The sequence below is a fragment of the Methanococcus vannielii SB genome, from assembly GCF_000017165.1.
GTDB classification, from domain to species: Archaea; AGJL01; Methanococci; order Methanococcales; family Methanococcaceae; genus Methanococcus; species Methanococcus vannielii.
Genome location: NC_009634.1, coordinates 1 through 19,762 on the forward strand (window position 1 = coordinate 1; position 19,762 = coordinate 19,762).

The 19,762-nt window shown below is 36.2% G+C and carries 23 protein-coding genes and 3 rRNA genes; 18 read left to right on the plus strand and 8 right to left on the minus strand.

The window, feature by feature from the left end; all coding sequences use genetic code 11:
- Window positions 1-152 precede the first annotated feature (152 nt).
- From MEVAN_RS00005 to MEVAN_RS00030, 6 genes are all read left to right on the plus strand, one after another.
- Window positions 153-1,619: ribosomal RNA gene (locus tag MEVAN_RS00005) — 16S ribosomal RNA — on the plus strand.
- Window positions 1,620-1,768: 149 nt separating this feature from the next.
- Window positions 1,769-4,737 (plus strand): 23S ribosomal RNA (locus tag MEVAN_RS00010).
- Window positions 4,738-4,794: 57 nt separating this feature from the next.
- Window positions 4,795-4,909, plus strand: a 5S ribosomal RNA gene (gene rrf / locus MEVAN_RS00015).
- The 16S, 23S and 5S rRNA genes sit together here, the layout of an rRNA operon.
- Before the next feature lie 126 nt (window positions 4,910-5,035).
- Window positions 5,036-5,551 carry a flavin reductase family protein gene (locus MEVAN_RS00020; RefSeq protein ID WP_011971820.1) on the plus strand — a complete coding sequence of 172 codons (516 nt, stop codon included), beginning with the start codon at window positions 5,036-5,038 and terminating at the stop codon, window positions 5,549-5,551.
- Between the two features lie 56 nt (window positions 5,552-5,607).
- Window positions 5,608-6,180, plus strand: a complete 573-nt coding sequence (gene hisB, locus MEVAN_RS00025) for an imidazoleglycerol-phosphate dehydratase HisB (RefSeq protein WP_011971821.1) — start codon at window positions 5,608-5,610, stop codon at window positions 6,178-6,180.
- Window positions 6,181-6,322: 142 nt separating this feature from the next.
- A complete protein-coding gene (locus tag MEVAN_RS00030; RefSeq protein ID WP_011971822.1) occupies window positions 6,323-7,189 on the plus strand; it encodes a DMT family transporter in 867 nt (288 codons plus the stop codon).
- A 53-nt stretch (window positions 7,190-7,242) separates the two neighbouring features.
- On the opposite strand, the gene dapF is transcribed toward MEVAN_RS00030, so the two are convergent.
- From dapF to cobY, 3 genes are all read right to left on the minus strand, one after another.
- Entirely contained in the window at window positions 7,243-8,121 is an 879-nt protein-coding gene (dapF, locus tag MEVAN_RS00035) for a diaminopimelate epimerase (protein ID WP_011971823.1), read from the minus strand.
- Window positions 8,122-8,345: 224 nt separating this feature from the next.
- A complete protein-coding gene (locus tag MEVAN_RS00040) occupies window positions 8,346-8,600 on the minus strand; it encodes a PRC-barrel domain-containing protein (RefSeq protein ID WP_011971824.1) in 255 nt (84 codons plus the stop codon).
- A complete protein-coding gene (gene cobY / locus MEVAN_RS00045) occupies window positions 8,601-9,206 on the minus strand; it encodes an adenosylcobinamide-phosphate guanylyltransferase (protein WP_011971825.1) in 606 nt (201 codons plus the stop codon). It lies immediately after the preceding gene.
- Between the two features lie 135 nt (window positions 9,207-9,341).
- Here cobY and MEVAN_RS00050 point away from each other — a divergent pair, with 135 nt between their 5' ends.
- From MEVAN_RS00050 to MEVAN_RS00070, 5 genes are all read left to right on the plus strand, one after another.
- The gene (locus tag MEVAN_RS00050) at window positions 9,342-10,049 is read left to right on the plus strand and encodes a proteasome assembly chaperone family protein (RefSeq protein WP_048059101.1); all 708 of its coding nucleotides are present in this window, start codon (window positions 9,342-9,344) and stop codon (window positions 10,047-10,049) included.
- Window positions 10,050-10,070: 21 nt separating this feature from the next.
- The gene (locus tag MEVAN_RS00055; RefSeq protein WP_011971827.1) at window positions 10,071-10,448 is read left to right on the plus strand and encodes a DUF473 family protein; all 378 of its coding nucleotides are present in this window, start codon (window positions 10,071-10,073) and stop codon (window positions 10,446-10,448) included.
- A gap of 120 nt (window positions 10,449-10,568) precedes the next feature.
- The gene (dmpI, locus tag MEVAN_RS00060) at window positions 10,569-10,760 is read left to right on the plus strand and encodes a 4-oxalocrotonate tautomerase DmpI (RefSeq protein ID WP_011971828.1); all 192 of its coding nucleotides are present in this window, start codon (window positions 10,569-10,571) and stop codon (window positions 10,758-10,760) included.
- 107 nt (window positions 10,761-10,867) lie between these two features.
- Window positions 10,868-11,452, plus strand: coding sequence for a flavodoxin family protein (locus MEVAN_RS00065; protein WP_011971829.1), 585 nt, complete (start codon window positions 10,868-10,870; stop codon window positions 11,450-11,452).
- An 82-nt stretch (window positions 11,453-11,534) separates the two neighbouring features.
- The gene (locus MEVAN_RS00070) at window positions 11,535-11,963 is read left to right on the plus strand and encodes a hypothetical protein (RefSeq protein ID WP_011971830.1); all 429 of its coding nucleotides are present in this window, start codon (window positions 11,535-11,537) and stop codon (window positions 11,961-11,963) included.
- Window positions 11,964-11,996: 33 nt separating this feature from the next.
- On the opposite strand, the gene MEVAN_RS00075 is transcribed toward MEVAN_RS00070, so the two are convergent.
- Both MEVAN_RS00075 and MEVAN_RS00080 read right to left on the minus strand, forming a co-directional pair.
- On the minus strand, window positions 11,997-12,476 hold the full coding sequence (locus MEVAN_RS00075) for a YqaA family protein (protein ID WP_011971831.1): 480 nt from the start codon (window positions 12,474-12,476) through the stop codon (window positions 11,997-11,999).
- A gap of 6 nt (window positions 12,477-12,482) precedes the next feature.
- On the minus strand, window positions 12,483-12,866 hold the full coding sequence (locus MEVAN_RS00080; protein WP_011971832.1) for a CBS domain-containing protein: 384 nt from the start codon (window positions 12,864-12,866) through the stop codon (window positions 12,483-12,485).
- Window positions 12,867-13,033: 167 nt separating this feature from the next.
- Between MEVAN_RS00080 and MEVAN_RS00085 the strand changes: the two genes are divergently transcribed.
- The 4 genes from MEVAN_RS00085 to selD all read left to right on the plus strand — a co-directional run bounded on the left by MEVAN_RS00085 (window position 13,034) and on the right by selD (window position 16,179).
- Window positions 13,034-13,426, plus strand: a complete 393-nt coding sequence (locus MEVAN_RS00085; protein ID WP_011971833.1) for a helix-turn-helix domain-containing protein — start codon at window positions 13,034-13,036, stop codon at window positions 13,424-13,426.
- A 32-nt stretch (window positions 13,427-13,458) separates the two neighbouring features.
- On the plus strand, window positions 13,459-14,406 hold the full coding sequence (gene rnz / locus MEVAN_RS00090; protein WP_011971834.1) for a ribonuclease Z: 948 nt from the start codon (window positions 13,459-13,461) through the stop codon (window positions 14,404-14,406).
- 112 nt (window positions 14,407-14,518) lie between these two features.
- On the plus strand, window positions 14,519-15,088 hold the full coding sequence (locus MEVAN_RS00095) for a pyruvate kinase alpha/beta domain-containing protein (RefSeq protein ID WP_011971835.1): 570 nt from the start codon (window positions 14,519-14,521) through the stop codon (window positions 15,086-15,088).
- A gap of 83 nt (window positions 15,089-15,171) precedes the next feature.
- Window positions 15,172-16,179 carry a selenide, water dikinase SelD gene (gene selD, locus MEVAN_RS00100; protein WP_011971836.1) on the plus strand — a complete coding sequence of 336 codons (1,008 nt, stop codon included), beginning with the start codon at window positions 15,172-15,174 and terminating at the stop codon, window positions 16,177-16,179.
- A gap of 51 nt (window positions 16,180-16,230) precedes the next feature.
- Here selD and MEVAN_RS08975 read toward each other — a convergent pair whose 3' ends face one another.
- The gene (locus MEVAN_RS08975; protein ID WP_198002519.1) at window positions 16,231-16,383 is read right to left on the minus strand and encodes a hypothetical protein; all 153 of its coding nucleotides are present in this window, start codon (window positions 16,381-16,383) and stop codon (window positions 16,231-16,233) included.
- Between the two features lie 96 nt (window positions 16,384-16,479).
- Here MEVAN_RS08975 and MEVAN_RS00105 point away from each other — a divergent pair, with 96 nt between their 5' ends.
- From MEVAN_RS00105 to MEVAN_RS00115, 3 genes are all read left to right on the plus strand, one after another.
- The gene (locus MEVAN_RS00105) at window positions 16,480-16,716 is read left to right on the plus strand and encodes a class III signal peptide-containing protein (protein ID WP_011971837.1); all 237 of its coding nucleotides are present in this window, start codon (window positions 16,480-16,482) and stop codon (window positions 16,714-16,716) included.
- A gap of 57 nt (window positions 16,717-16,773) precedes the next feature.
- Window positions 16,774-17,169 (plus strand): DUF126 domain-containing protein, encoded by a 396-nt coding sequence (locus tag MEVAN_RS00110; RefSeq protein ID WP_011971838.1) that lies wholly within the window; start codon window positions 16,774-16,776, stop codon window positions 17,167-17,169.
- A 63-nt stretch (window positions 17,170-17,232) separates the two neighbouring features.
- Window positions 17,233-18,276, plus strand: coding sequence for an NOG1 family protein (locus tag MEVAN_RS00115; protein ID WP_011971839.1), 1,044 nt, complete (start codon window positions 17,233-17,235; stop codon window positions 18,274-18,276).
- Window positions 18,277-18,340: 64 nt separating this feature from the next.
- On the opposite strand, the gene MEVAN_RS00120 is transcribed toward MEVAN_RS00115, so the two are convergent.
- Together MEVAN_RS00120 and MEVAN_RS00125 are read right to left on the minus strand one after the other, a co-directional pair.
- Complete coding sequence (locus MEVAN_RS00120; RefSeq protein ID WP_011971840.1) at window positions 18,341-19,012, minus strand: selenouridine synthase SelU-like subunit; 672 nt, start codon at window positions 19,010-19,012, stop codon at window positions 18,341-18,343.
- 15 nt (window positions 19,013-19,027) lie between these two features.
- A complete protein-coding gene (locus tag MEVAN_RS00125) occupies window positions 19,028-19,687 on the minus strand; it encodes a selenouridine synthase SelU-like subunit (protein ID WP_011971841.1) in 660 nt (219 codons plus the stop codon).
- Window positions 19,688-19,762: the final 75 nt, after the last annotated feature.

A 19,762-nucleotide genomic window follows, 5' to 3' on the forward strand; every position in this document is an offset into this window, starting at 1 on the left:
AAAGTGATCGCCTGAACTAAATCACTCAGGTGTGATGTAAGCCCACAATCTAGGTGAAACCTAGATAGCGACCAAATAAAATGTCATTTCCTTTAATGTAAAAATGACGTACTCCACGAGAGTGTGAGCGTAAAATTCTTTTACGCCACAAAATTCCGGTTGATCCCGCCGGAGGCTACTGCTATTGGGGTTCGACTAAGCCATGCGAGTCTATGGTTTCGGCCATGGCGGACGGCTCATTAACACGTGGTTAACTTAACCTCAGGTGGAGCATAACCTTGGGAAACTGAGGATAATTCTCCATAAGAAAAGCAGTCTGGAACGATTCTTTTCTGAAAGCATATGCGCCCGAGGATAGGACTGCGCTCGATTAGGTAGTTGGTGGGGTAATGGCCCACCAAGCCTACGATCGATACGGGCCTTGAGAGAGGGAGCCCGGAGATGGGGACTGAGACACGGCCCCAGGCCCTACGGGGCGCAGCAGGCGCGAAACCTCCGCAATGCACGAAAGTGCGACGGGGGGACCCCAAGTGCTCATGCACAGCATGGGCTTTTATCAAGTGTAAACAGCTTGAGGAATAAGGGCTGGGCAAGTTCGGTGCCAGCAGCCGCGGTAATACCGACGGCCCGAGTGGTAGCCACTCTTATTGGGCCTAAAGCGTCCGTAGCCGGTCCAGTAAGTCCCTGTTTAAATTCTCTGGCTTAACCAGAGGACTGGCAGGGATACTGCTGGACTTGGGACCGGGAGAGGACAAGGGTACTCCAGGGGTAGCGGTGAAATGTGTTGATCCTTGGAGGACCACCTATGGCGAAGGCACTTGTCTGGAACGGGTCCGACGGTGAGGGACGAAAGCCAGGGGCGCGAACCGGATTAGATACCCGGGTAGTCCTGGCCGTAAACTCTGCGAACTAGGTGTCACCTGGGCCTCGAGCCCAGGTGGTGCCGAAGGGAAGCCGTTAAGTTCGCCGCCTGGGGAGTACGGTCGCAAGACTGAAACTTAAAGGAATTGGCGGGGGAGCACCACAACGGGTGGAGCCTGCGGTTTAATTGGATTCAACGCCGGGCATCTCACCAGGAGCGACAGCATGATGACGGCCAGGTTGACGACCTTGCCTGAAGCGCTGAGAGGTGGTGCATGGCCATCGTCAGCTCGTACCGCGAGGCGTCCTGTTAAGTCAGGTAACGAGCGAGACCCGTGCCCTATGTTGCGACTACTTTCTCCGGAAGGTAAGCACTCATAGGGGACCGCTAGCGCTAAGCTAGAGGAAGGAGCGGGCAACGATAGGTCCGCATGCCCCGAATCTCCTGGGCTACACGCGGGCTACAATGGCTAGGACAATGGGCTGCTACCCTGAAAAGGGACGCGAATCTCCGAAACCTAGTCGTAGTTCGGATCGTGGGCTGTAACTCGCCCACGTGAAGCTGGAATCCGTAGTAATCGCAGTTCATAATACTGCGGTGAATGTGTCCCTGCTCCTTGCACACACCGCCCGTCACACCACCCGAGTTGGGTTCAGGTGAGGCCTTGGCCTTTGGCTAGGGTCGAACCTGGGCTCAGCGAGGGGGGTGAAGTCGTAACAAGGTAGCCGTAGGGGAACCTGCGGCTGGATCACCTCCTAAAAAAAGAACATTTTGGTCGCTACTAGGCACTAAATGATTGTGGGCTTAATTTTTTTGCCCAGCTCGTAATTTTTAGATTACGATCTAGGGGCCGGATATTAATGATGGTCGTGCACAAGCTTTCATATCTGGTGTTATCCAGATGTCTAATTTTATCTATTACCCTACCTGGGGAATGGCTTGGCTTGAAACGCCGATGAAGGACGTGGTAAGCTGCGATAAGCCTAGGCGAGGCGCATACAGCCTTTGAACCTAGGATTTCCGAATGGGACTTCCTACTTTTGTAATCCGTAAGGATTGGTAACGCGGGGGATTGAAGCATCTTAGTACCCGCAGGAAAAGAAATCAACTGAGATTCCGTTAGTAGAGGCGATTGAACACGGATCAGGGCAAACTGAATCCCTTCGGGGAGATGTGGTGTTATAGGGCCTTCTTTTCGCCTGTTGAGAAAAGCTGAAGTTGACTGGAACGTCACACTATAGAGGGTGAAAGTCCCGTAAGCGCAATCGATTCAGGTTTGAAGTGTCCCTGAGTACCGTGCGTTGGATATCGCGCGGGAATTTGGGAGGCATCAACTTCCAACTCTAAATACGTTTCAAGACCGATAGCGTACTAGTACCGCGAGGGAAAGCTGAAAAGCACCCTTAACAGGGTGTGAAAAGAGCCTGAAACCAGGTAGGTATGGAATGGCGTGGCCCCAAAGGCAACTGTTCTGAAGGAAACCGTCGCAAGGCGGCTGTACGAAGAACAGAGCCAGGGTTGCGTCCTCCGTTTCGAAAAACGGGCCGGGGAGTGTATTGTTGTGGCGAGCTTAAGATCTTCACGATCGAAGGCGTAGGGAAACCAACAAGTCCGCAGAATCTTTAGGGACGGGGTCTTAAGGGCCCGGAGTCACAGCAATACGACCCGAAACCGGGCGATCTAGGCCGGGGCAAGGTGAAGTCCCTCAACTGAGGGATGGAGGCCTGCAGAGTTGTTGCCGTTCGAAGCACTCTTCTGACCTCGGTCTAGGGGTGAAAGGCCAATCGAGCCCGGAGATAGCTGGTTCCCCTCGAAGTGACTCTCAGGTCAGCCAGAGTTCAGGTAGTCGGCAGGGTAGAGCACTGATAAGATGGTTAGGGGAAGAAATTCCTCGCTGTTTTGTCAAACTCCGAACCTGTCGTCGCCGTAGGCTCTGAGTGAGGGCATACGGGTAAGCTGTATGTCCGAGACGGGAATAGCCGAGACTTGGGTTAAGGCCCCTAAATGCCGATTAAGTGTGAACACGAAGGGCGTCCTTGGTCTAAGACAGCAGGGAGGTTGGCTTAGAAGCAGCCACCCTTTAAAGAGTGCGTAACAGCTCACCTGTCGAGATCAAGGGCCCCGAAAATGGACGGGGCTAAATCGGCTGCCGAGACCCAAGGGCACCGCAAGGTGATCCCGTAGGGGGGCGTTCTGCGAGGGCAGAAGTTCGGCTGTGAAGTCGAGTGGACCTCGTAGAAATGAAGATCCCGGTAGTAGTAACAGCATAAGTGGGGTGAGAATCCCCACCGCCGAAGGGGCAAGGGTTCCACAGCAATGTTTGTCAGCTGTGGGTAAGCCGGTCCTAACTCTCGAGGTAACTCCTTTGAGAGGAAAGGGAAACAGGTTAATATTCCTGTGCCATCTAGATACGCGTGGCAACACAAGGTTAGTTTCCAACGCTTCTGGGTAGGCTGAGTGTTCTTGTCTGGACTTTCAAGCTTATAAGTCCGGGGAGAGTTGTAATAACGAGAACCGGATGAAAGAGTGATGAGCTCTCCGTTAGGAGAGTTCGGCCGATCTCTGGAGCCCGTGAAAAGGGAACTAGCAAGGATTCTAGATGTCCGTACCCAGAACCGACACTGGTGCCCCTAGGTGAGTATCCTAAGGCGTAGCGGATGAATCTAGTCGAGGGAAGTCGGCAAATTGGCTCCGTAACTTCGGGAGAAGGAGTGCCAGTGATCTTGTTTAAATATGGGATCGCTGGTCGCAGTGACCAGGGAGGTCCGACTGTTTAATACAAACATAGGTCTTAGCGAGCCTGAAAAGGTGTGTACTAAGGCCGACGCCTGCCCAGTGCTGGTACGTGAACCCCGGTTCCAACCGGGCGAAGCGCCAGTAAACGGCGGGGGTAACTATAACCCTCTTAAGGTAGCGAAATTCCTTGTCGGGCAAGTTCCGACCTGCATGAATGGCGTAACGAGACCTCCACTGTCCCCGACTAGAATCCGGTGAACCTACCATTCCGGCGCAAAGGCCGGAGACTTCCAGTGGGAAGCGAAGACCCCGTGGAGCTTTACTGCAGCCTGTCGTTGGGGCATGGTTGTGAGTGTACAGTGTAGGTGGGAGCCATCGAAACCTTTTCGCCAGGAAAGGTGGAGGCGATCCTGGGACACCACCCTCTCATGACCATGTTCCTCACCCTTTTAGGGGACACCGGTAGGTGGGCAGTTTGGCTGGGGCGGTACCCTCCTAAAAATGCATCAGGAGGGCCCAAAGGTTGGCTCAAGCGGGTCAGGACTCCGCTGTTGAGTGTAAGGGCAAAAGCCAGCCTGACTTTGTTGCCAACAAAACGCAACGAAGAGGCGAAAGCCGGGCCTAACGAACCCCTGTGCCTCACTGATGGGGGCCAGGGATGACAAAAAAGCTACCCCGGGGATAACAGAGTTGTCGCGGGCAAGAGCCCATATCGACCCCGCGGCTTGCTACCTCGATGTCGGTTTTTCCCATCCTGGGTCTGCAGCAGGACCCAAGGGTGGGGCTGTTCGCCCATTAAAGGGGATCATGAGCTGGGTTTAGACCGTCGTGAGACAGGTTGGTTGCTATCTGCTGGATGTGTAGGCTGTCTGAGGGAAAGGTGGCTCTAGTACGAGAGGAACGGGCCGTCGGCGCCTCTAGTCGATCGGTTGTCTGACAAGGCACTGCCGAGCAGCCACGCGCCAAGAGATAAGAGCTGAAAGCATCTAAGCTCGAAATTCATCCTGAAAATAGACAGCCGTTTCCTTCGGGAACGAGAACTCCCGTAGAAGACGGGTTTGATAGGCTAGGGGTGTACGCATCAAGGTTCTTCCGAGATGTTCAGCCCGCTAGTACTAACAGTTCGAGAGATAATTTAGGCATCTGGACACTTAAAGATATGAAAGCTAAAATGCACTTTTAATTTAACACTTTGACATAACGGTCAAAGCGGAGGTGTAACATCCGATCCCATCCCGATCTCGGAAATTAAGCCCTCCAGCGATTCTTTAAGTACTGCTATCTAGTGGGAACAAAGTGACGCCGTTAGTCACTTTTTAATTTAACTATATATATTTGTATATATTGATTGATAGATTTTACTTTTTATTACTTTTTTATATTATGTAGAGTATAATTGGCTTGATCATTTTTAGTATTTTAAAGGGGGACTACACCATGGATAAAAAAGCTTTAAAAAAAATTTCTTATGGATTATATGTTGTAAGCTCTGTAAAAAATAATAAATATAATGGCCAGATTGCCAATTCGGTTTTTCAAGTTGCGTCTGACCCTGCGTTAATACTGGTAAGTATTAATAAAACGAATTTTACGCATGAATGTATTATTGAATCAAAAAAATTTACTGTTTCAGTACTATCTAAAAACACAGACTTTATGTTTATCGGTCTTTTTGGATTTAAATCTGGAAAAGATATTGATAAGTTTGAAAATGTTAAGTTTAAGCTTTCAAAAAGTAATATTCCAATCCTACTTGAAAATTCGATAGCTTGGCTGGATTGTGAAGTTATAGATACTTTTGATGCAAAAACACATTCCCTTTTTATTGGGAAGCTTACGGATAGTGATGTTTTAAATGACCAAGAACCTTTAACCTATGATTACTACCAAAACGTAATAAAGGGTAATACTCCTAAAACTGCAACGACATATATTAAAGACGATTTTAAGTAATTAATTAAAGATTAAATAGTAATTTTAAACATATTAAAAAATGTAAATGTGATAACATGAGAGCGTTTAAAGTAAAAAGGGATACCAACGAAACCAAAATCCACCTCGAATTAAATATAGATGGAACAGGGAAGTATTCTATTAATACGGGAATTCCTTTTTTTAATCACGTTTTATCATCTTTTGCAAAACACGGTGCATTTGATGTTATTTTAGATGTCTTGGGAGATTTAGAAATTGACGATCATCACACGGTTGAAGACACAGGCATAGTTTTAGGAAAGGCTTTTGAATCTATTGAAAAAAATAATATTAAGCGATTTGGATTTGCAATTATTCCAATGGATGAAGCAAAAGCAACTGTTACGATAGACATTGGTGGAAGGCCATATCTAGTTGGAAAATATAATCCAAATACTGAAAAGATAGGTAATTTTTCAACTGAAAATGTAGTTCATTTTTTTGAATCCTTTTCAAATAATGCAAAGGTTAATATGCACTTTGAAGTTACTGGTGAAAACGAACACCACAAAGTAGAAGCATTATTTAAGGCATTCGGGATTGCAATGGATATGGCAACTCAACCGGATGAACGAAAAGGAATTGTAAGTACAAAAGGAATAATTTAAGAGAATGCCTTAAAAAACAATTGGAATAAAAAACTTTTAAATAATTTTTATCTTTAAAAATTAAAATTTTTTAATATACTATATAAAATATTTAATAACTAAAACACGTATCATTTGTTTCAAAACGATACTCGTGTAGTTTATGAGCAAAGTAAAAGGAATAATGTACACATTAATTTCATCGATTTTATTTGGAATAATGCCCTTTTTAACAAAATATGCATATTTAGGCGGAGCAAATGCAGTTACTACTCTTTTACTTAGATTTTTAATTGCGGCAGTGGCCATATACTTCATATTAAATATAAAAAATATAAATTTAAGGATAGATCGCAATATTTTCCTCGAAATCTTGGTCTACGGGGCTTTTTTATATGCATTAAATACAATATGGCTTTATGAATCATATAACTACATTCCAACAGGAATTGCAACAACCCTCCACTTTACATATCCAGTATTTGTAATGCTTGCTATGATAACCGTATTTAAAGAAAAAATTGGTACAAATAAAGTAATTTCAATGGTTTTTTTGTTTTTTGGATTATATTCGCTTGTAGGGATGAATTGGACTAATTTAGATTTTTTGGGGATCATATTTTCAGCAGGGTCGGGCCTAATTTATGCAGGATACATCGTTTCGGCTGAAAAGTGTAGTTTTTCTAAATTAGATCCTTATGTAACCATATTCTACCTATCACTTCTTTCCGCAATTTTTTTATTTATTTACGGATTTTCTACAAATTCTTTGACATTTAAAATGGACACTTCAAGTTACCTTTTAATTATCATAATTTCATTATTTTGTACGGTCTTGGCATTAGTTACATTTTTAAAAGGTATAAAATTAATAGGTCCATCAAACACGGCAATGCTCAGTACTTTAGAGCCAATTGTGAGCATTTTAATTGGAATAATTGTACTCCACGAGGTTTTAAGTCTTGAGATGGCGTTTGGAAGCATAATGATAATAATTTCCGTATTTTTAGTTGCAACAGAAAACTGCTAATAATCATGCAATTAATCATACAATTTATTAAAAAAGTAAATACTAAAACGGATTTAAAGTTTAATTTTTCCTTCAAAAACTTTTGTTGCGGGACCCGTCATGTAAACGTGATTATTTGATTCACTCCATTCGACTATCAAGTCTCCACCAAGTAATTTTACAGTAGCTTTTCTTTTTGAAAGGCCATTTAAAACACTTGAAACCAAAACAGCACACGCCCCGGTTCCACATGCAAGCGTTTCACCAGCTCCTCGTTCCCAGACTCTCATTTTTAACGTTTCATCATTTATTACATTTACGAATTCAACATTGGTCTTTTTTGGGAACTTTTCGTGAGCTTCAAAAAGAGGCCCTATTTTTTGAAGCTCAAAATTATCAACGTCTTCAATATATGTTACAGCATGCGGGTTTCCCATCGATACACAGGTAAATTTAAAGTTGTAACCGTTTGAATCGATAGTTTCATTAATTACTGGGTATTTATCGCTAATTACGGGAATTTTTAAAGCTTCCAATGTTGGTTCACCCATATCGACTTTTACTAAAACCACTTCTTCACCTTCAACAGTCATTTCAAGAACTTTTACTCCCGCAAGCGTTTCAATTGTTATTATTTTTTTATCCGTTAATTTATTATCATAAACAAACTTACCAACACATCGAATTGCATTCCCACACATTTCTGCTTCTGAGCCGTCTGAATTAAACATTCGCATTTTAAAGTCTGCAATTTTAGAATCGAGAATTAAAACAAGACCATCTGAACCTATTCCAAAATGACGGTCGCTTACAAATTTTGAAAATTCATTTGGATTTTTTATATCTTCCAAAACTGCATTTATATAAATATAGTCATTACCAAGACCATGCATTTTAGTAAATTTAACGACTTTATCTGAATTTTTAGGTAATATTGACGATTTAGGTTCCATTAAACCACCGCAAAATAAATTGTTAATAATACTTTTCATCCTTGTATAATATAATGTTTAAATGTGCATTACATCTTACTTATACTCGGATAAATGTTGCAGGTGTATTTAAATATATCGCTAAAAACTCTGAGTTATAACATAAAACATTATCTTTAAAATAATATACTAATGGAATAAAAATAAAATTAAATATAAAAAGATCCAAAATGGATTAAAGATTATTAATTAGACTTAATGCTTCCTACTTTAGTTTCATCAATTACAACAACATCCCTAATTGCTGTAACGGTTCTATACGGAACAAAAGTATAATTTTCAGATGACGGAGAAACTGGGCTTTGTTCTGAAGGCTCAATATTTAATGAAATTATTCTTCCTGTTTTTTCATCAATTACGACATCGTCTACGGTTCCGATAATGCTTCCAAGACTTCCGACAATGGATCTTCCAGCTAATGATTTGAAGGACACTCTCATTTAATCACCTTTCTTGATTATATTCTCTACTAGGTTTTTATCTATTAACGTATTTACATTTACAATTTTTTCATCAATTAAATAAAGCATTTCAGTTTGTTCGCCATATTTTGGAGAGATTATATTGAGGCCTAGTGGAATGTACCCCTTAATATCTATAGTGGGGGTTCCAATATAATTTTCCTTTAAAGTGACTGCACATAGGGATTCTATAGGGTTATTACTATTATTTATAATTAGATACTCATTTATTATACTATTAATAGTTTTCGACTTAATCGTGGGGATATCGCTTGTTAAAATTAAAAATGGTTCTTTAAAATATTCTATACACTCATTTAGGTCGTTTATATAGCCTATTCCTGAAGTATGGATAATTTCCACTCTTTGATTATATTTTTTAGTATTGATATAATTATTTTCAATATATATTTTCGTATTTGGAGTATGTTTAGATACCGATATTCGTATTTTTTCAATATTTGAGTTTAATACTGCTTCCATAATATAATCTATCATTGGTTTACCAGATATTTTTAAAAGTGGCTTTTCAATATTTTTTTTTAGGCGAGTTCCCATTCCACCTGCCATTATAAGTACATCCATATTTTCACGCAAAAAATGTGTTAGTATGATTTATATAGCTCCAAAAACATATTTAAAACTGTTATTCTTACAAAATCTTTAATTTTGTAAACTTGCTAAACTTCATTTTGAAAGACGACAATTCGGGGGATAATGATGGAATTCGTTTCTAAAAAAGAAATAAACTTTAAAGAACCCCTGGTGGTTGTAGGTTTTCCAGGAATCGGGCTTGTTGGAAGTATTGCTTCTTACCACCTTCTAAAAAATCTAAAACTCGAATATTTGGGACATTTTGAAGACCCAAAAATTCCCGGAATAATGATTGTTGAAGAAGGCATTGCTTACCCTCCAGTTAGGGTTTATGGTCGTGATGATCTTTTAGTATTCTTTTCAGATGTAATGATACCTCCTGAATTAGTTCACGAGATGTCAAAAAATACAGTTGATTTTTTAGAAAATCTAAATCCAAAAATGGTTATAACATTAGAAGGCTTTGCATCAATGAACCCTGAAAATGTATACTGGGTTTCTTCGTCAAAAGATGTTTTAAAGCCGCTTTTAAGTGAAACAGTTGGTGCACTTGAACTAGGAATGCTTGGTGGAATTTCAGGAATACTAATGAAAAAATGTAATGATAAAAATATCAACTCCGCGTGCTTGATTACTGAAACTATTGGTTTAAGGCCTGACCCAAGGGGCGCATCAAAAATTATTGAAATTCTGAACAATTACTATTCTATTAATGCAGATATTGGAGAACTGATAAAAGAAGCGGAAAATATCGAAGAAAAAATGAAAAATCTCGCAAAAGAACATGCAAAGATGATGTCAAAGCCAAAAACTGAAAATCCGATGTATATGTAAAAGCAGGTTAAAAGTGATATCATGAAAGTACTAGCTTTGACAGGAGTAGCACCCTATGCAATTTCTGAAATCGTGAAAAATCATGTAAAAACATTAAATTTGAAAAATTTTTCAAATCTGGTTGTGGTAGAGTCCTCAACTGTCGGGGACATATTATTTGTTACAAATACGTTAAAAGATGATGTTATTTCAAGTACTGAGGGCTTGATTGTCCAAATAAAAAAAATAGAGATTACTAATCAGATTAAAAATTCCAAAGTAACCGAAGAATCAGAAATTATTGTATCAAAAGTTCAAGTGGAACTTTTAGGATATGCAAGTTGTTTAAAAGTTTTAAAAACTGAATTAATGGATCCTTTACTGGTAATTTTGAAAATAAAGTCATTATACGAATTATAACTTATGCCATATTACTCTACTACGTTAAGTGCCCATATAACTAACATACTTACTTATTTAAATATATACTAAATAATTAAATAATTATTAAAAATTTAAAACAAATTCTGGAGTGTAAAAATGCCCGTAATTACAATAGATGTAGGTTTAGTATCAAACGAACAGAAAGAAGAATTAATTAAGGAATTTACAAAAAAAGCAAGCGAAATAATCGGACTTTCTGAGGAAAAATTTGTGGTATTTATACGAGAACATGGTTATGAAAATATTGGTGTTGGAGGAGTTTCACTTTCTATAAGTTTGAAAAAATAAGTAACCGATAAACATATAATCCATTTTCAAGTAATATTCTTTTGATTTTTTAGATTTAATTTCATGAAGATACTAATTGTAAATATAATTGTAACGAGGCGATTTTTTTGAAAATAGTGGGTATTAGCGGTTCACCGAGAAAAAACGGCAATACGAGCTATCTGGTAAAAGAAGCACTAAAGGCAGCTGAAGAAAAAGGCTTTAAAACAGAATTTATATCACTTTCAGGTCTTGAACTAAATCCTTGCATTGCATGCGACATGTGTAAAAAGGAAGACAGTTGTATAATTGTTGACGATATAAACGAAATAATGGAAAAAATTGAAGCTGCAGATGGACTAATTTTGGGTTCTCCCGTATATTTTGGAGGAGTTTCTGCCCAAACAAAGACGATAATTGACCGTTCAAGGCCACTTAGGTCAGGATTTAAATTAAAATACAAGGTTGCAGCAGCAATTTCATCAGGAGCTTCACGTAATGGCGGGCAGGAAACTACAATAAGGCAAATTCACGACTTTTTCTTAATCCAATCAATGATTGTTGTTGGCGATTCAGAACCTAGTGCACATTATGGTGGAACTGGCCAGGGTAAATCGCCTGAAGATACAAAAACAGATGCATTTGGAATTGAAACATCCCGAAATACTGGAAAAAGAGTTGCAGAAGTTCTAAATATGCTAAAAAGACAATAAAAAAAGTAATAAAATAATTAAAATATAACTATACTATTTTTTTAGATAATTTATTTTTATATACTTTTAATGAGGGATTTTCATGGAATTAACGGAGACAAATGACATAAAAAAGTACATTATTGAAAATAAGCTTTTAATATATCCAACTCAAGACGTTCCAGAGGACTTTCCAAATATCTCATGGGGAAATGAAAACTGGAAGGACTTTATAAATGTTGCAGTTAAACAGGGTGCATCTATGATTTTTTTTAAAGAAGAAGTATTTAAAGAAACACACATTTCTTCAAATATAATTCCCACAAGTGATTCGGATGAAAGAATAATTGAATTTAACAATAAAATAAGAGCTTTTGATAATTACGTTGGAGAACTTGCAATATTTACAATGTACTGGATAAAAAATGATATAATTCACTCTTTTATAAAAACAGCATCTTGGGCTGATGATTTTTTAAGTATATCAGTAATGCTTGAAAATACTGAAGATAGGGAAGTTCTTGGAATGTAGATATATATTCTATACCAAACGCTTTTAAATAAGCTACCCTGTTATTCCAAATAATATTCCTACCCCATATCCAAAGTATGCAATGAGTAAAAATCTAGGGAGCCTCCCAATTAGTGTACCAATTGCAAAATGAATCGGATTCATATTAAATACTCCTGCAAGCCATGCAAAGACTTTGTATGGTAAGGGTGAAAATCCTGCAATTACGACTGCCCACACACCATATTTTTTAAAATAGTTAAAACCTCGATTATAATTTTTTTCTCCAAAGATTTTTATAAAGTACTCGTTTCCAAGCCTTTTACCAAGATAATAACCAGTAAGTCCTCCAAAAAGGGATCCAAAAGTTGCAATAAATGCACATATAACTGAACTTAATCCAAAGGCGGCCGCCCCAATAATAAATATATCCGGAGGCACTGGCTGAATAACTGATTCTAAATACGATACAATAAAAATTCCTGCGTATCCGTATGTATTTACAATATCTTCAAAATACCCGTAAATATCCATTTTATCCTATACTCCTTTAACAAGGGCTCTTAGTATATCAGTCTGTGAAACTACGCCTAAAGGATCGTTTTTAGAATCGAGTACTAAGAGTCCTGAAACATCGGCATGAAGCATGAGCTGTGCGGCATGTTCTACCTCTGCACTGTCGGAGATTGTTAAAATTTCTTTTGTAAATATGTCTTTTAACTGCATATCTATTAGTTCAAAAACTCCTTTATTAAATAAAACGTTTACAAGGTCCCTATAGCTTATAATTCCTTCGATACGTTCATTTACAGTTACAAAAACCCGCCTAATCCCCTTTTCATGCATTAATTTAAATGCTGCATATATACTTTTTTCCCCTTCAACTGTGAATATTACTGGATTCATTATCTCGCTTACTTTCATAAATAAACCCCTTTTTAGTTTTAACAAGATATTTATATTTTGAAAACAAAGTAATGTATTATTATGACACACTTTTTCAATAGTATTAGTTATCTACATAAAATATAAGTTTTATTTTGAGTTATTAGTATATAATAATCCTCATAGGATATATCTTTGGTGGTTAAATGAGTAAATTAGTACTTAATATGCCGTGCAGTACATTTACCCTTGAAAGTATTATGTGTTGCGTATTTGGATTAAAGGCGTTTGACGTTGCAGTATATTTTGAAATTTTAAAAAATAACCCGTCAAAAATAAATGAAGTAGCCGACTCTTTAAACCGTGATAGGAGTACTATTCAACGTTCTGCTCAAAATTTAATAAATGCCGGACTTTTAGTTCGAAAACAAATTAACATTAAGGAAGGTGGCTATTTTTATAAATACGAAGCTATTTCATTTTTAGAAGTTAAAGAGCTAGTTAAAAAGTCTATGGAACAGTGGTGTATTGAAGTTAGGAATTGGATAGATGAAATAGATGAAAACGATGCAAAAGAAGTATTTATGGATTTAATTTAATTACCTAAAATAAATAATCAATTTGTGAAAAAATGAAGCTTACATTTCTTGGAACTGGTGCTGCGGTACCAACAAAATACCGTTCACACCCTTCAGTAGCACTCAAGTTTGACGGCGAAATATTCTTATTTGACTGTGGGGAAAATACTCAACGGCAGATTATATTTACAGATGTTTCGCCAATGAAAATTAACAATATATTCATATCGCACCTTCACGGAGATCATATTCTTGGTATTCCGGGGTTATTACAGTCAATTGCATTTCAAGGTAGGAAAAAACCATTAAATATTTATGGCCCTCCTGAAACTAAAGAAATGATAAAAAATATGTTAAAAATTGGCTATCATTCAATAGATTATCCAATAAATATTCACGAAGCATCTATCGAATCGCCAGAAATGATAATAGCAAGTAGCAATAATAGCAATGGAAACAACTATGAAGTTTACACTTTTCCAGTAAAACATTCTGTTCCATCCATTTCATACCTATTTAAGCAAATAAAAAAACCACAAATGGATATTAAAAAGGCAGAAACTCTTGGAATTGAAATCGGCCCAGACCTTAAAAAATTAAAAGATGGGTTTTCAATTCAATTAAAAAATGGAAAAGTCATAACTCCAAAAGACGTTACAATTCCTCCGAAAAAAGGATATTGCATAGGTTACAGCGGGGATACGATTCCAATTGATGAATTTGGAAAGTTTTTAAAATATCACGGCTGCAATGTTTTAATTCACGAAGCTACTTTTGATAGCTCAATGCAGAAAAATGCTGTTGATACAATGCATTCAACGATTTTAGACGCACTAGATATTTTAGAAAAATCTGGTGCAAGAACACTGATAGCCACCCACATTTCCGCACGTTATGATGACATAATGTCCTTTGAGCGAGATATAGTTAAATTTAAAGAAAAAAACCCAGAAATTGAAATTTTAATTGCAGAAGATTTTTTAGAATATGTTTTAAAATGAAAATGATTAAGTTACAATTAAAAATAAACTAAACTAAACTAAGTCGTAAAATATGTACTAAATAATGATTAATTAAAAATTTACCGGTAATAGATAAAATTGTGGTGGTATTTTGACAGAATATTTTGAAAATTTTGGTATTGAAAATACTGAAAAAACCCTAAGGCTCGCAGTTTCTAAGGCTAAAGAAGGAATTACAGATATTGTTTTAGCATCTTCTTATGGAGATACTGCAAAAAAACTCGTTGAAATACTTGAAGAGGAAAATTTATCCGTTAATTTAGTAGTTATAACTTATCATCAGGGGTTTTCAGGGCCCGATGTAAAATCAATGCCTGAGGATATAAAAGAAATGCTTTTAAAAAAAGGTGTTAAAGTATACTCTGGAACTCATGCATTAAGTGGGGTTGAAAGAGGTATTTCAAAAAAATTTGGAGGATATGGCCCAGTAGAGGTAATTGCACAAACCCTAAAAACGCTTGGTCAAGGCATCAAAGTATGCTATGAGATAACTGTAATGGCGGCAGATTCTGGCAATATTTCAACTAAAAAAGATGTAATTGCAATTGGCGGAAGTGGAAAAGGTGCAGATTCCGCAGTAGTTATAAGGCCGGCTAATATGAACACTTTTTTTGATATAGAACTTAAAGAAATAATATGTATGCCAAAAAACAAAAAATAGAATGGTTAAAACTTAATAGGAGTATTGCAAAAATATAATACGTAATTAGGGTGATAATCATAGAAAAAATAAAACTTACTGAAATGGTTACGCTACACGGATGAGCGTGCAAACTTCCAAACACCGAATTAGAACAATTAGTAAATGGCATAATCTTAGAAGGCGACCTAAAGCATGCAAAAGTAGGTCTTGGCGATGATTCTGCAGTAATTATTAAAAATAATCTTGCAATTGTAAAAACCGTTGATGTATTTACTCCAATTGTCGATGACCCCTATATTCAGGGAAAAATTGCAGCATGTAATTCAACTAGCGATGTTTATGCAATGGGTGTTTCAGAAATTATTGGAGCACTTGTAATTTTAGGAATTCCCCCTGAACTTCCAATAAACACTGCAAAAGAAATACTGCGTGGATTTCAAGATTTTTGTAGGGAAAATGATACTACAATTATTGGCGGGCACACAATATTAAACCCTTGGCCATTAATTGGTGGTGCAATTACTGGAGTTGGAAATCCAGAAGATATACTTGCAAAAGCAGGCGCAGAAAAAGGTGACATTTTAATTTTAACAAAACCGCTTGGAAATCAGACTGCAATGGCATTATCTAGAGTTACCGAAGATTTTAACGACCTAATTGGGATGACATTTGAAGAAAAAAATAATGTCATTAAAAACGCAATAAAATTAATGACAACATCAAACAGAAATGCCCTTTTAGTATTAAGGGAGTTGGAAGAAGAAATTGGGGAAAAAATCGCAAATTCAATGACTGATATTACGGGATTTGGAATTTTGGGCCATGCAAATGAAATGGCTGAACAAAGTAACGTTGAAATTGAAATTTCGACTCTTCCAGTAATTAAGGGGACAAAAGATTTGGCTTCATTATTTGGTCATGCATTATGCAAGGGTTACGGTGCAGAAACTTCTGGTGGACTTTTAATTTCAGTTAAAGAAGAATATTCAAAAAAATTAATTGAAAAACTAACTAAAAACGGCATTTACGCATTTAATGTTGGAAAAGTACTAAAAAACGGTGTTGGAATAGCTAAGTTATCTGAAAATGTAGAAATATTGGAGATATAATTATTGATATTTCCGAACCTAAATAGGAGGACTTATCAAAATATTAAAAAGCTAAGGTTTGAATATAAATTTACATTTTGGACATATTATTTTTTTTCCAACGTATTTGAATATAAATTTACATTTTGGACATATAACTTCGTTAGTTTTTAATTTTTCCAAGTTTATTAAAGTATGTTCACTTATTTCGCTTTCAAAGTCCATTTTATTCCTCGAGCTAATAATATTTATATTTAAAATTATAATGTTTTATATATTGTTATCCTAATTTTTATACATTACAAAATATCGTGGGAAAAAATGGGCTTAAAATTTTTGAAATCATTAATTTTTAATTATCGAGGACAAATATCTCTTGAAACGGGGATTTTAATAGCCGCAGTTTTAGCAGTTACCATTTTTTCCGCATACATATATGTTAAAAGTATTGTTAATGCAACAGTTACGGTAAATGAATCCACAACTGGTACTGTTGGAGCATATAATGCGGAAATTGGTCGATTTACAGAATCAGTTTATAATCTTACTAATAAATAACTTTAAAATAAAAATAATTTAAAATATAACTTTAAAATAAATTTCGCCGGTGGAACCTTGAAGGAGCTAAAAGGAAGGATTATTTCAAAAGGAATTGTAGAAGGAGAAGCAATTATTTCAAAATCACCTGTTTCATTTCTTGGAGGGATAAATGAGGAAGGAATAGTTACTGATAAAGAGAATGAGCTTTTTGGAAAAAGTATTGTTGGAAAAATATTTGTGTTTCCAACGGGAAAAGGTAGCACTGTTGGCTCATATGTAATATATGCACTTTCAAAACAAGGTATTTTAAAAGGAATGATAAATTCTGAGTCAGAACCAATTGTGGCAACAGGTGCAATTTTGGGGAAAATTCCACTCGTGGATAAAGTTAATATAGATGAAATTAAAGATGGCGATATAGTAGTAGTTGATGGAAACACCGGAACTGTTAAAATAAAACAGTCAAACTAGAAATACATTTTTTCTACTATTTTTAAAATTTAATTTCAATTTAAACTTTTGTGAGATGATATTATGAGAAAATCGAGAGACGCAAACCCGTTTAAAAAAATGCCTAATATTTTATATCCTGACGAAATAATGGATAAAGCATATAATCGGGCAGAAAAAATTGCAGGAGACCTTAGGACTACTGAACGGGGATTAAGCCTTCCAAAATCAAGAATAATTGAAGATAATAAAATAAGAACAACTTCATCGGTTATTTCGGATAATCTATTACAGATTGTAGAGAAAACGCCGTCAATTGATCATTTAGACCCATTTTATCGTGAAATACTGGAAATTATGGTTGGAAGCGATGAATTTAAAAAGTCCCTTGCTGCGATTAACTGGGCAGCAGACCTTGTAAAAAAACTAGGGATGCAATATTCAAGAAAGGTTAAAAAAGCACCAACACCACAGGCAACCTCAATCGTTAGAAAAGAGTTCATTGGGAGAGTTGCATCTATTTTAAAACAGATTTACCCTAACATGGCATTTTTAGGAGTTGCAAGAAACAAGTTAAAAAATATGCCAACAGTAAAAGATTTACCTTCCGTAGTTATTGCAGGATACCCGAATGTTGGAAAATCAACACTTTTGAAAACCTTAACAAATGCTGAACCCGAAGTAAATTCTTACCCATTTACAACAAAAGGATTAAATATAGGCTATACTGAGGAAGGAATTCAAATTATTGATACACCTGGCGTTTTAGATAGGCCAATTTACGAAAGAAATGATATTGAACTTCACGCAGTAGTTGCAATAAACTATCTTTCAGACATGATTTTATTTGTAATTGACCCGACAGAATTTTGTGGATTTACCATTGAAGAACAAGTGAATCTTTTAAATGAAGTAAAACGAACATTTAAAGTTCCAATTTTGGTTGCCATGACTAAAATGGACGTTGATGAAATTGAAGGCCTTGAGACACTTGAAAATGAATTAAAAGGATTTGATAAGATAAAAATTTCTTCACTTAAAAAAGAAGGAATAACTGACTTAAAAGTTAGAATAACCGAAATACTAGATGAACAAGGACTTCTAAGTCTTTTAAATGACATCGAATAACATTAGGCGCATTTTAAAATATATTTAGATATATATTTAGATATATATTTAAACTATTTTTAAATTAATTATGATTTTGTTCATGTTTTTTTGATAGATTATAGCTTTTAAAACCACCAATAAGACGCTTTACTTTAAATCCTAGAAGTTTTAATATTGTTGAAACAGATTGGCTTCTCATTCCACCCCTTGCACAAAATACAATTATTTCTTTATTGCTATCTAATTTTAAAGATTCAAAAACTATTCTTTTTATCCCTTCCTGAATTATTTGGGCCGCCATATTCATTGCAATTTCTTTCCCTTCATTTTTATAGGTTTTACCTATTTTTTCATGTTCTTCAGTTAAAAAAAGTGGAATATTCACTGCACCAGGTACTGTCTTTTCAAAATACTCTTTTGGCGACCTTGCATCGACTACTTGAATTTCATCGATATTCATCGTTTCAAAATTTTTTAGCGTTATTAATTCATCAGAAAGCTCTTTACCTATCGAATCAAGGTATTTTTTGATATTTATTGGTTCAAAATATATCATTTCACCATTAAAATCAATAACTTCAGGTTTTTCAATCTTCTTAGAGTTTTCCAATATAAATGATGCAATTTTTCCGCTTAATTTTCCTGAAAGCACAATATTATTTCCAAGTATCATTTTTTGTCCAGTACTAAGCCTTATTGCCAAAACAACATCATTTTTAAATGTAAGCAACCGTGATAGTGTCTCTTCATCCATATTAATCACATTAAATTACGGGTTTATTTCATGTTTTTTCAGAATTTTATCAACATACTTTGATATAATTTCGGCAGATTCTAAAATATTATTATTTTCAACCAATAAATCATGTTTTACCTTACGAATATGCCTTAAATAATGTTCACTATATAATTCTTTTTCAATCATCCTTGAAGCTTCCAAATAGCGGTCATTTTGGACTAAAAAAATAATTTCATCTAAAATTTTAAGTTTATCTGGCTTTGAAAACGCTTTTTTTAAATCTAGAAATTTATTAATTGCAATTTCCTTTTCAAAGTCGTTTTTTGGAATGTATAATCTTAAAAGTCGTTCAATTTGAGAATCATACGAGCACTCTATTAATATATTATATGAATATTTCTCAAGGCTTGAATACGGTTCTGGAATATCGATTTTTTCTGCCCCACCAATCTTTCTACCTTCAAATTCAACGATGCAGTACCCCTTATTTTTTGCAAATTCGTGCTGTTTTTTTAAACAATTATCAAATTCACTTTGAGTTTTTTGTTTTAAGTCATAAAGATCGCCTAAAACACTCCCTCTTGTATTTGCACAACATTCAATATCAACTACGGAGTAATTTTTCTTTAGTTCTTCAAGAATTTCAGTTTTTCCCGAACCCGTTTTTCCAAATAGTCCTATGATTATCATATGTTCACCACGAACATGATAGTTGTTACATATTAAAAAACTTAATGGATAATGTATTTAAATATATAAATAAAT

Excerpts from the sequence above, each read along its gene's own strand:
- MEVAN_RS00115 (WP_011971839.1), top strand. The coding sequence starts at position 17,233 with ATGAGAAAATCGAGAGACGCAAACCCGTTTAAAAAAATGCCTAATATT.
- MEVAN_RS08975 (WP_198002519.1), bottom strand. The coding sequence starts at position 16,383 with ATGGACTTTGAAAGCGAAATAAGTGAACATACTTTAATAAACTTGGAA.
- MEVAN_RS00030 (WP_011971822.1), top strand. The coding sequence starts at position 6,323 with ATGAGCAAAGTAAAAGGAATAATGTACACATTAATTTCATCGATTTTA.
- MEVAN_RS00055 (WP_011971827.1), top strand. The coding sequence starts at position 10,071 with ATGAAAGTACTAGCTTTGACAGGAGTAGCACCCTATGCAATTTCTGAA.
- MEVAN_RS00105 (WP_011971837.1), top strand. The coding sequence starts at position 16,480 with ATGGGCTTAAAATTTTTGAAATCATTAATTTTTAATTATCGAGGACAA.
- dapF (WP_011971823.1), bottom strand. The coding sequence starts at position 8,121 with ATGGAACCTAAATCGTCAATATTACCTAAAAATTCAGATAAAGTCGTT.
- MEVAN_RS00040 (WP_011971824.1), bottom strand. The coding sequence starts at position 8,600 with ATGAGAGTGTCCTTCAAATCATTAGCTGGAAGATCCATTGTCGGAAGT.
- MEVAN_RS00080 (WP_011971832.1), bottom strand. The coding sequence starts at position 12,866 with ATGAAAGTAAGCGAGATAATGAATCCAGTAATATTCACAGTTGAAGGG.
- MEVAN_RS00050 (WP_048059101.1), top strand. The coding sequence starts at position 9,342 with ATGGAATTCGTTTCTAAAAAAGAAATAAACTTTAAAGAACCCCTGGTG.
- MEVAN_RS00125 (WP_011971841.1), bottom strand. The coding sequence starts at position 19,687 with ATGATAATCATAGGACTATTTGGAAAAACGGGTTCGGGAAAAACTGAA.
- MEVAN_RS00085 (WP_011971833.1), top strand. The coding sequence starts at position 13,034 with ATGAGTAAATTAGTACTTAATATGCCGTGCAGTACATTTACCCTTGAA.
- MEVAN_RS00075 (WP_011971831.1), bottom strand. The coding sequence starts at position 12,476 with ATGGATATTTACGGGTATTTTGAAGATATTGTAAATACATACGGATAC.
- cobY (WP_011971825.1), bottom strand. The coding sequence starts at position 9,206 with ATGGATGTACTTATAATGGCAGGTGGAATGGGAACTCGCCTAAAAAAA.
- MEVAN_RS00070 (WP_011971830.1), top strand. The coding sequence starts at position 11,535 with ATGGAATTAACGGAGACAAATGACATAAAAAAGTACATTATTGAAAAT.
- MEVAN_RS00020 (WP_011971820.1), top strand. The coding sequence starts at position 5,036 with ATGGATAAAAAAGCTTTAAAAAAAATTTCTTATGGATTATATGTTGTA.
- dmpI (WP_011971828.1), top strand. The coding sequence starts at position 10,569 with ATGCCCGTAATTACAATAGATGTAGGTTTAGTATCAAACGAACAGAAA.
- MEVAN_RS00120 (WP_011971840.1), bottom strand. The coding sequence starts at position 19,012 with ATGGATGAAGAGACACTATCACGGTTGCTTACATTTAAAAATGATGTT.
- hisB (WP_011971821.1), top strand. The coding sequence starts at position 5,608 with ATGAGAGCGTTTAAAGTAAAAAGGGATACCAACGAAACCAAAATCCAC.
- rnz (WP_011971834.1), top strand. The coding sequence starts at position 13,459 with ATGAAGCTTACATTTCTTGGAACTGGTGCTGCGGTACCAACAAAATAC.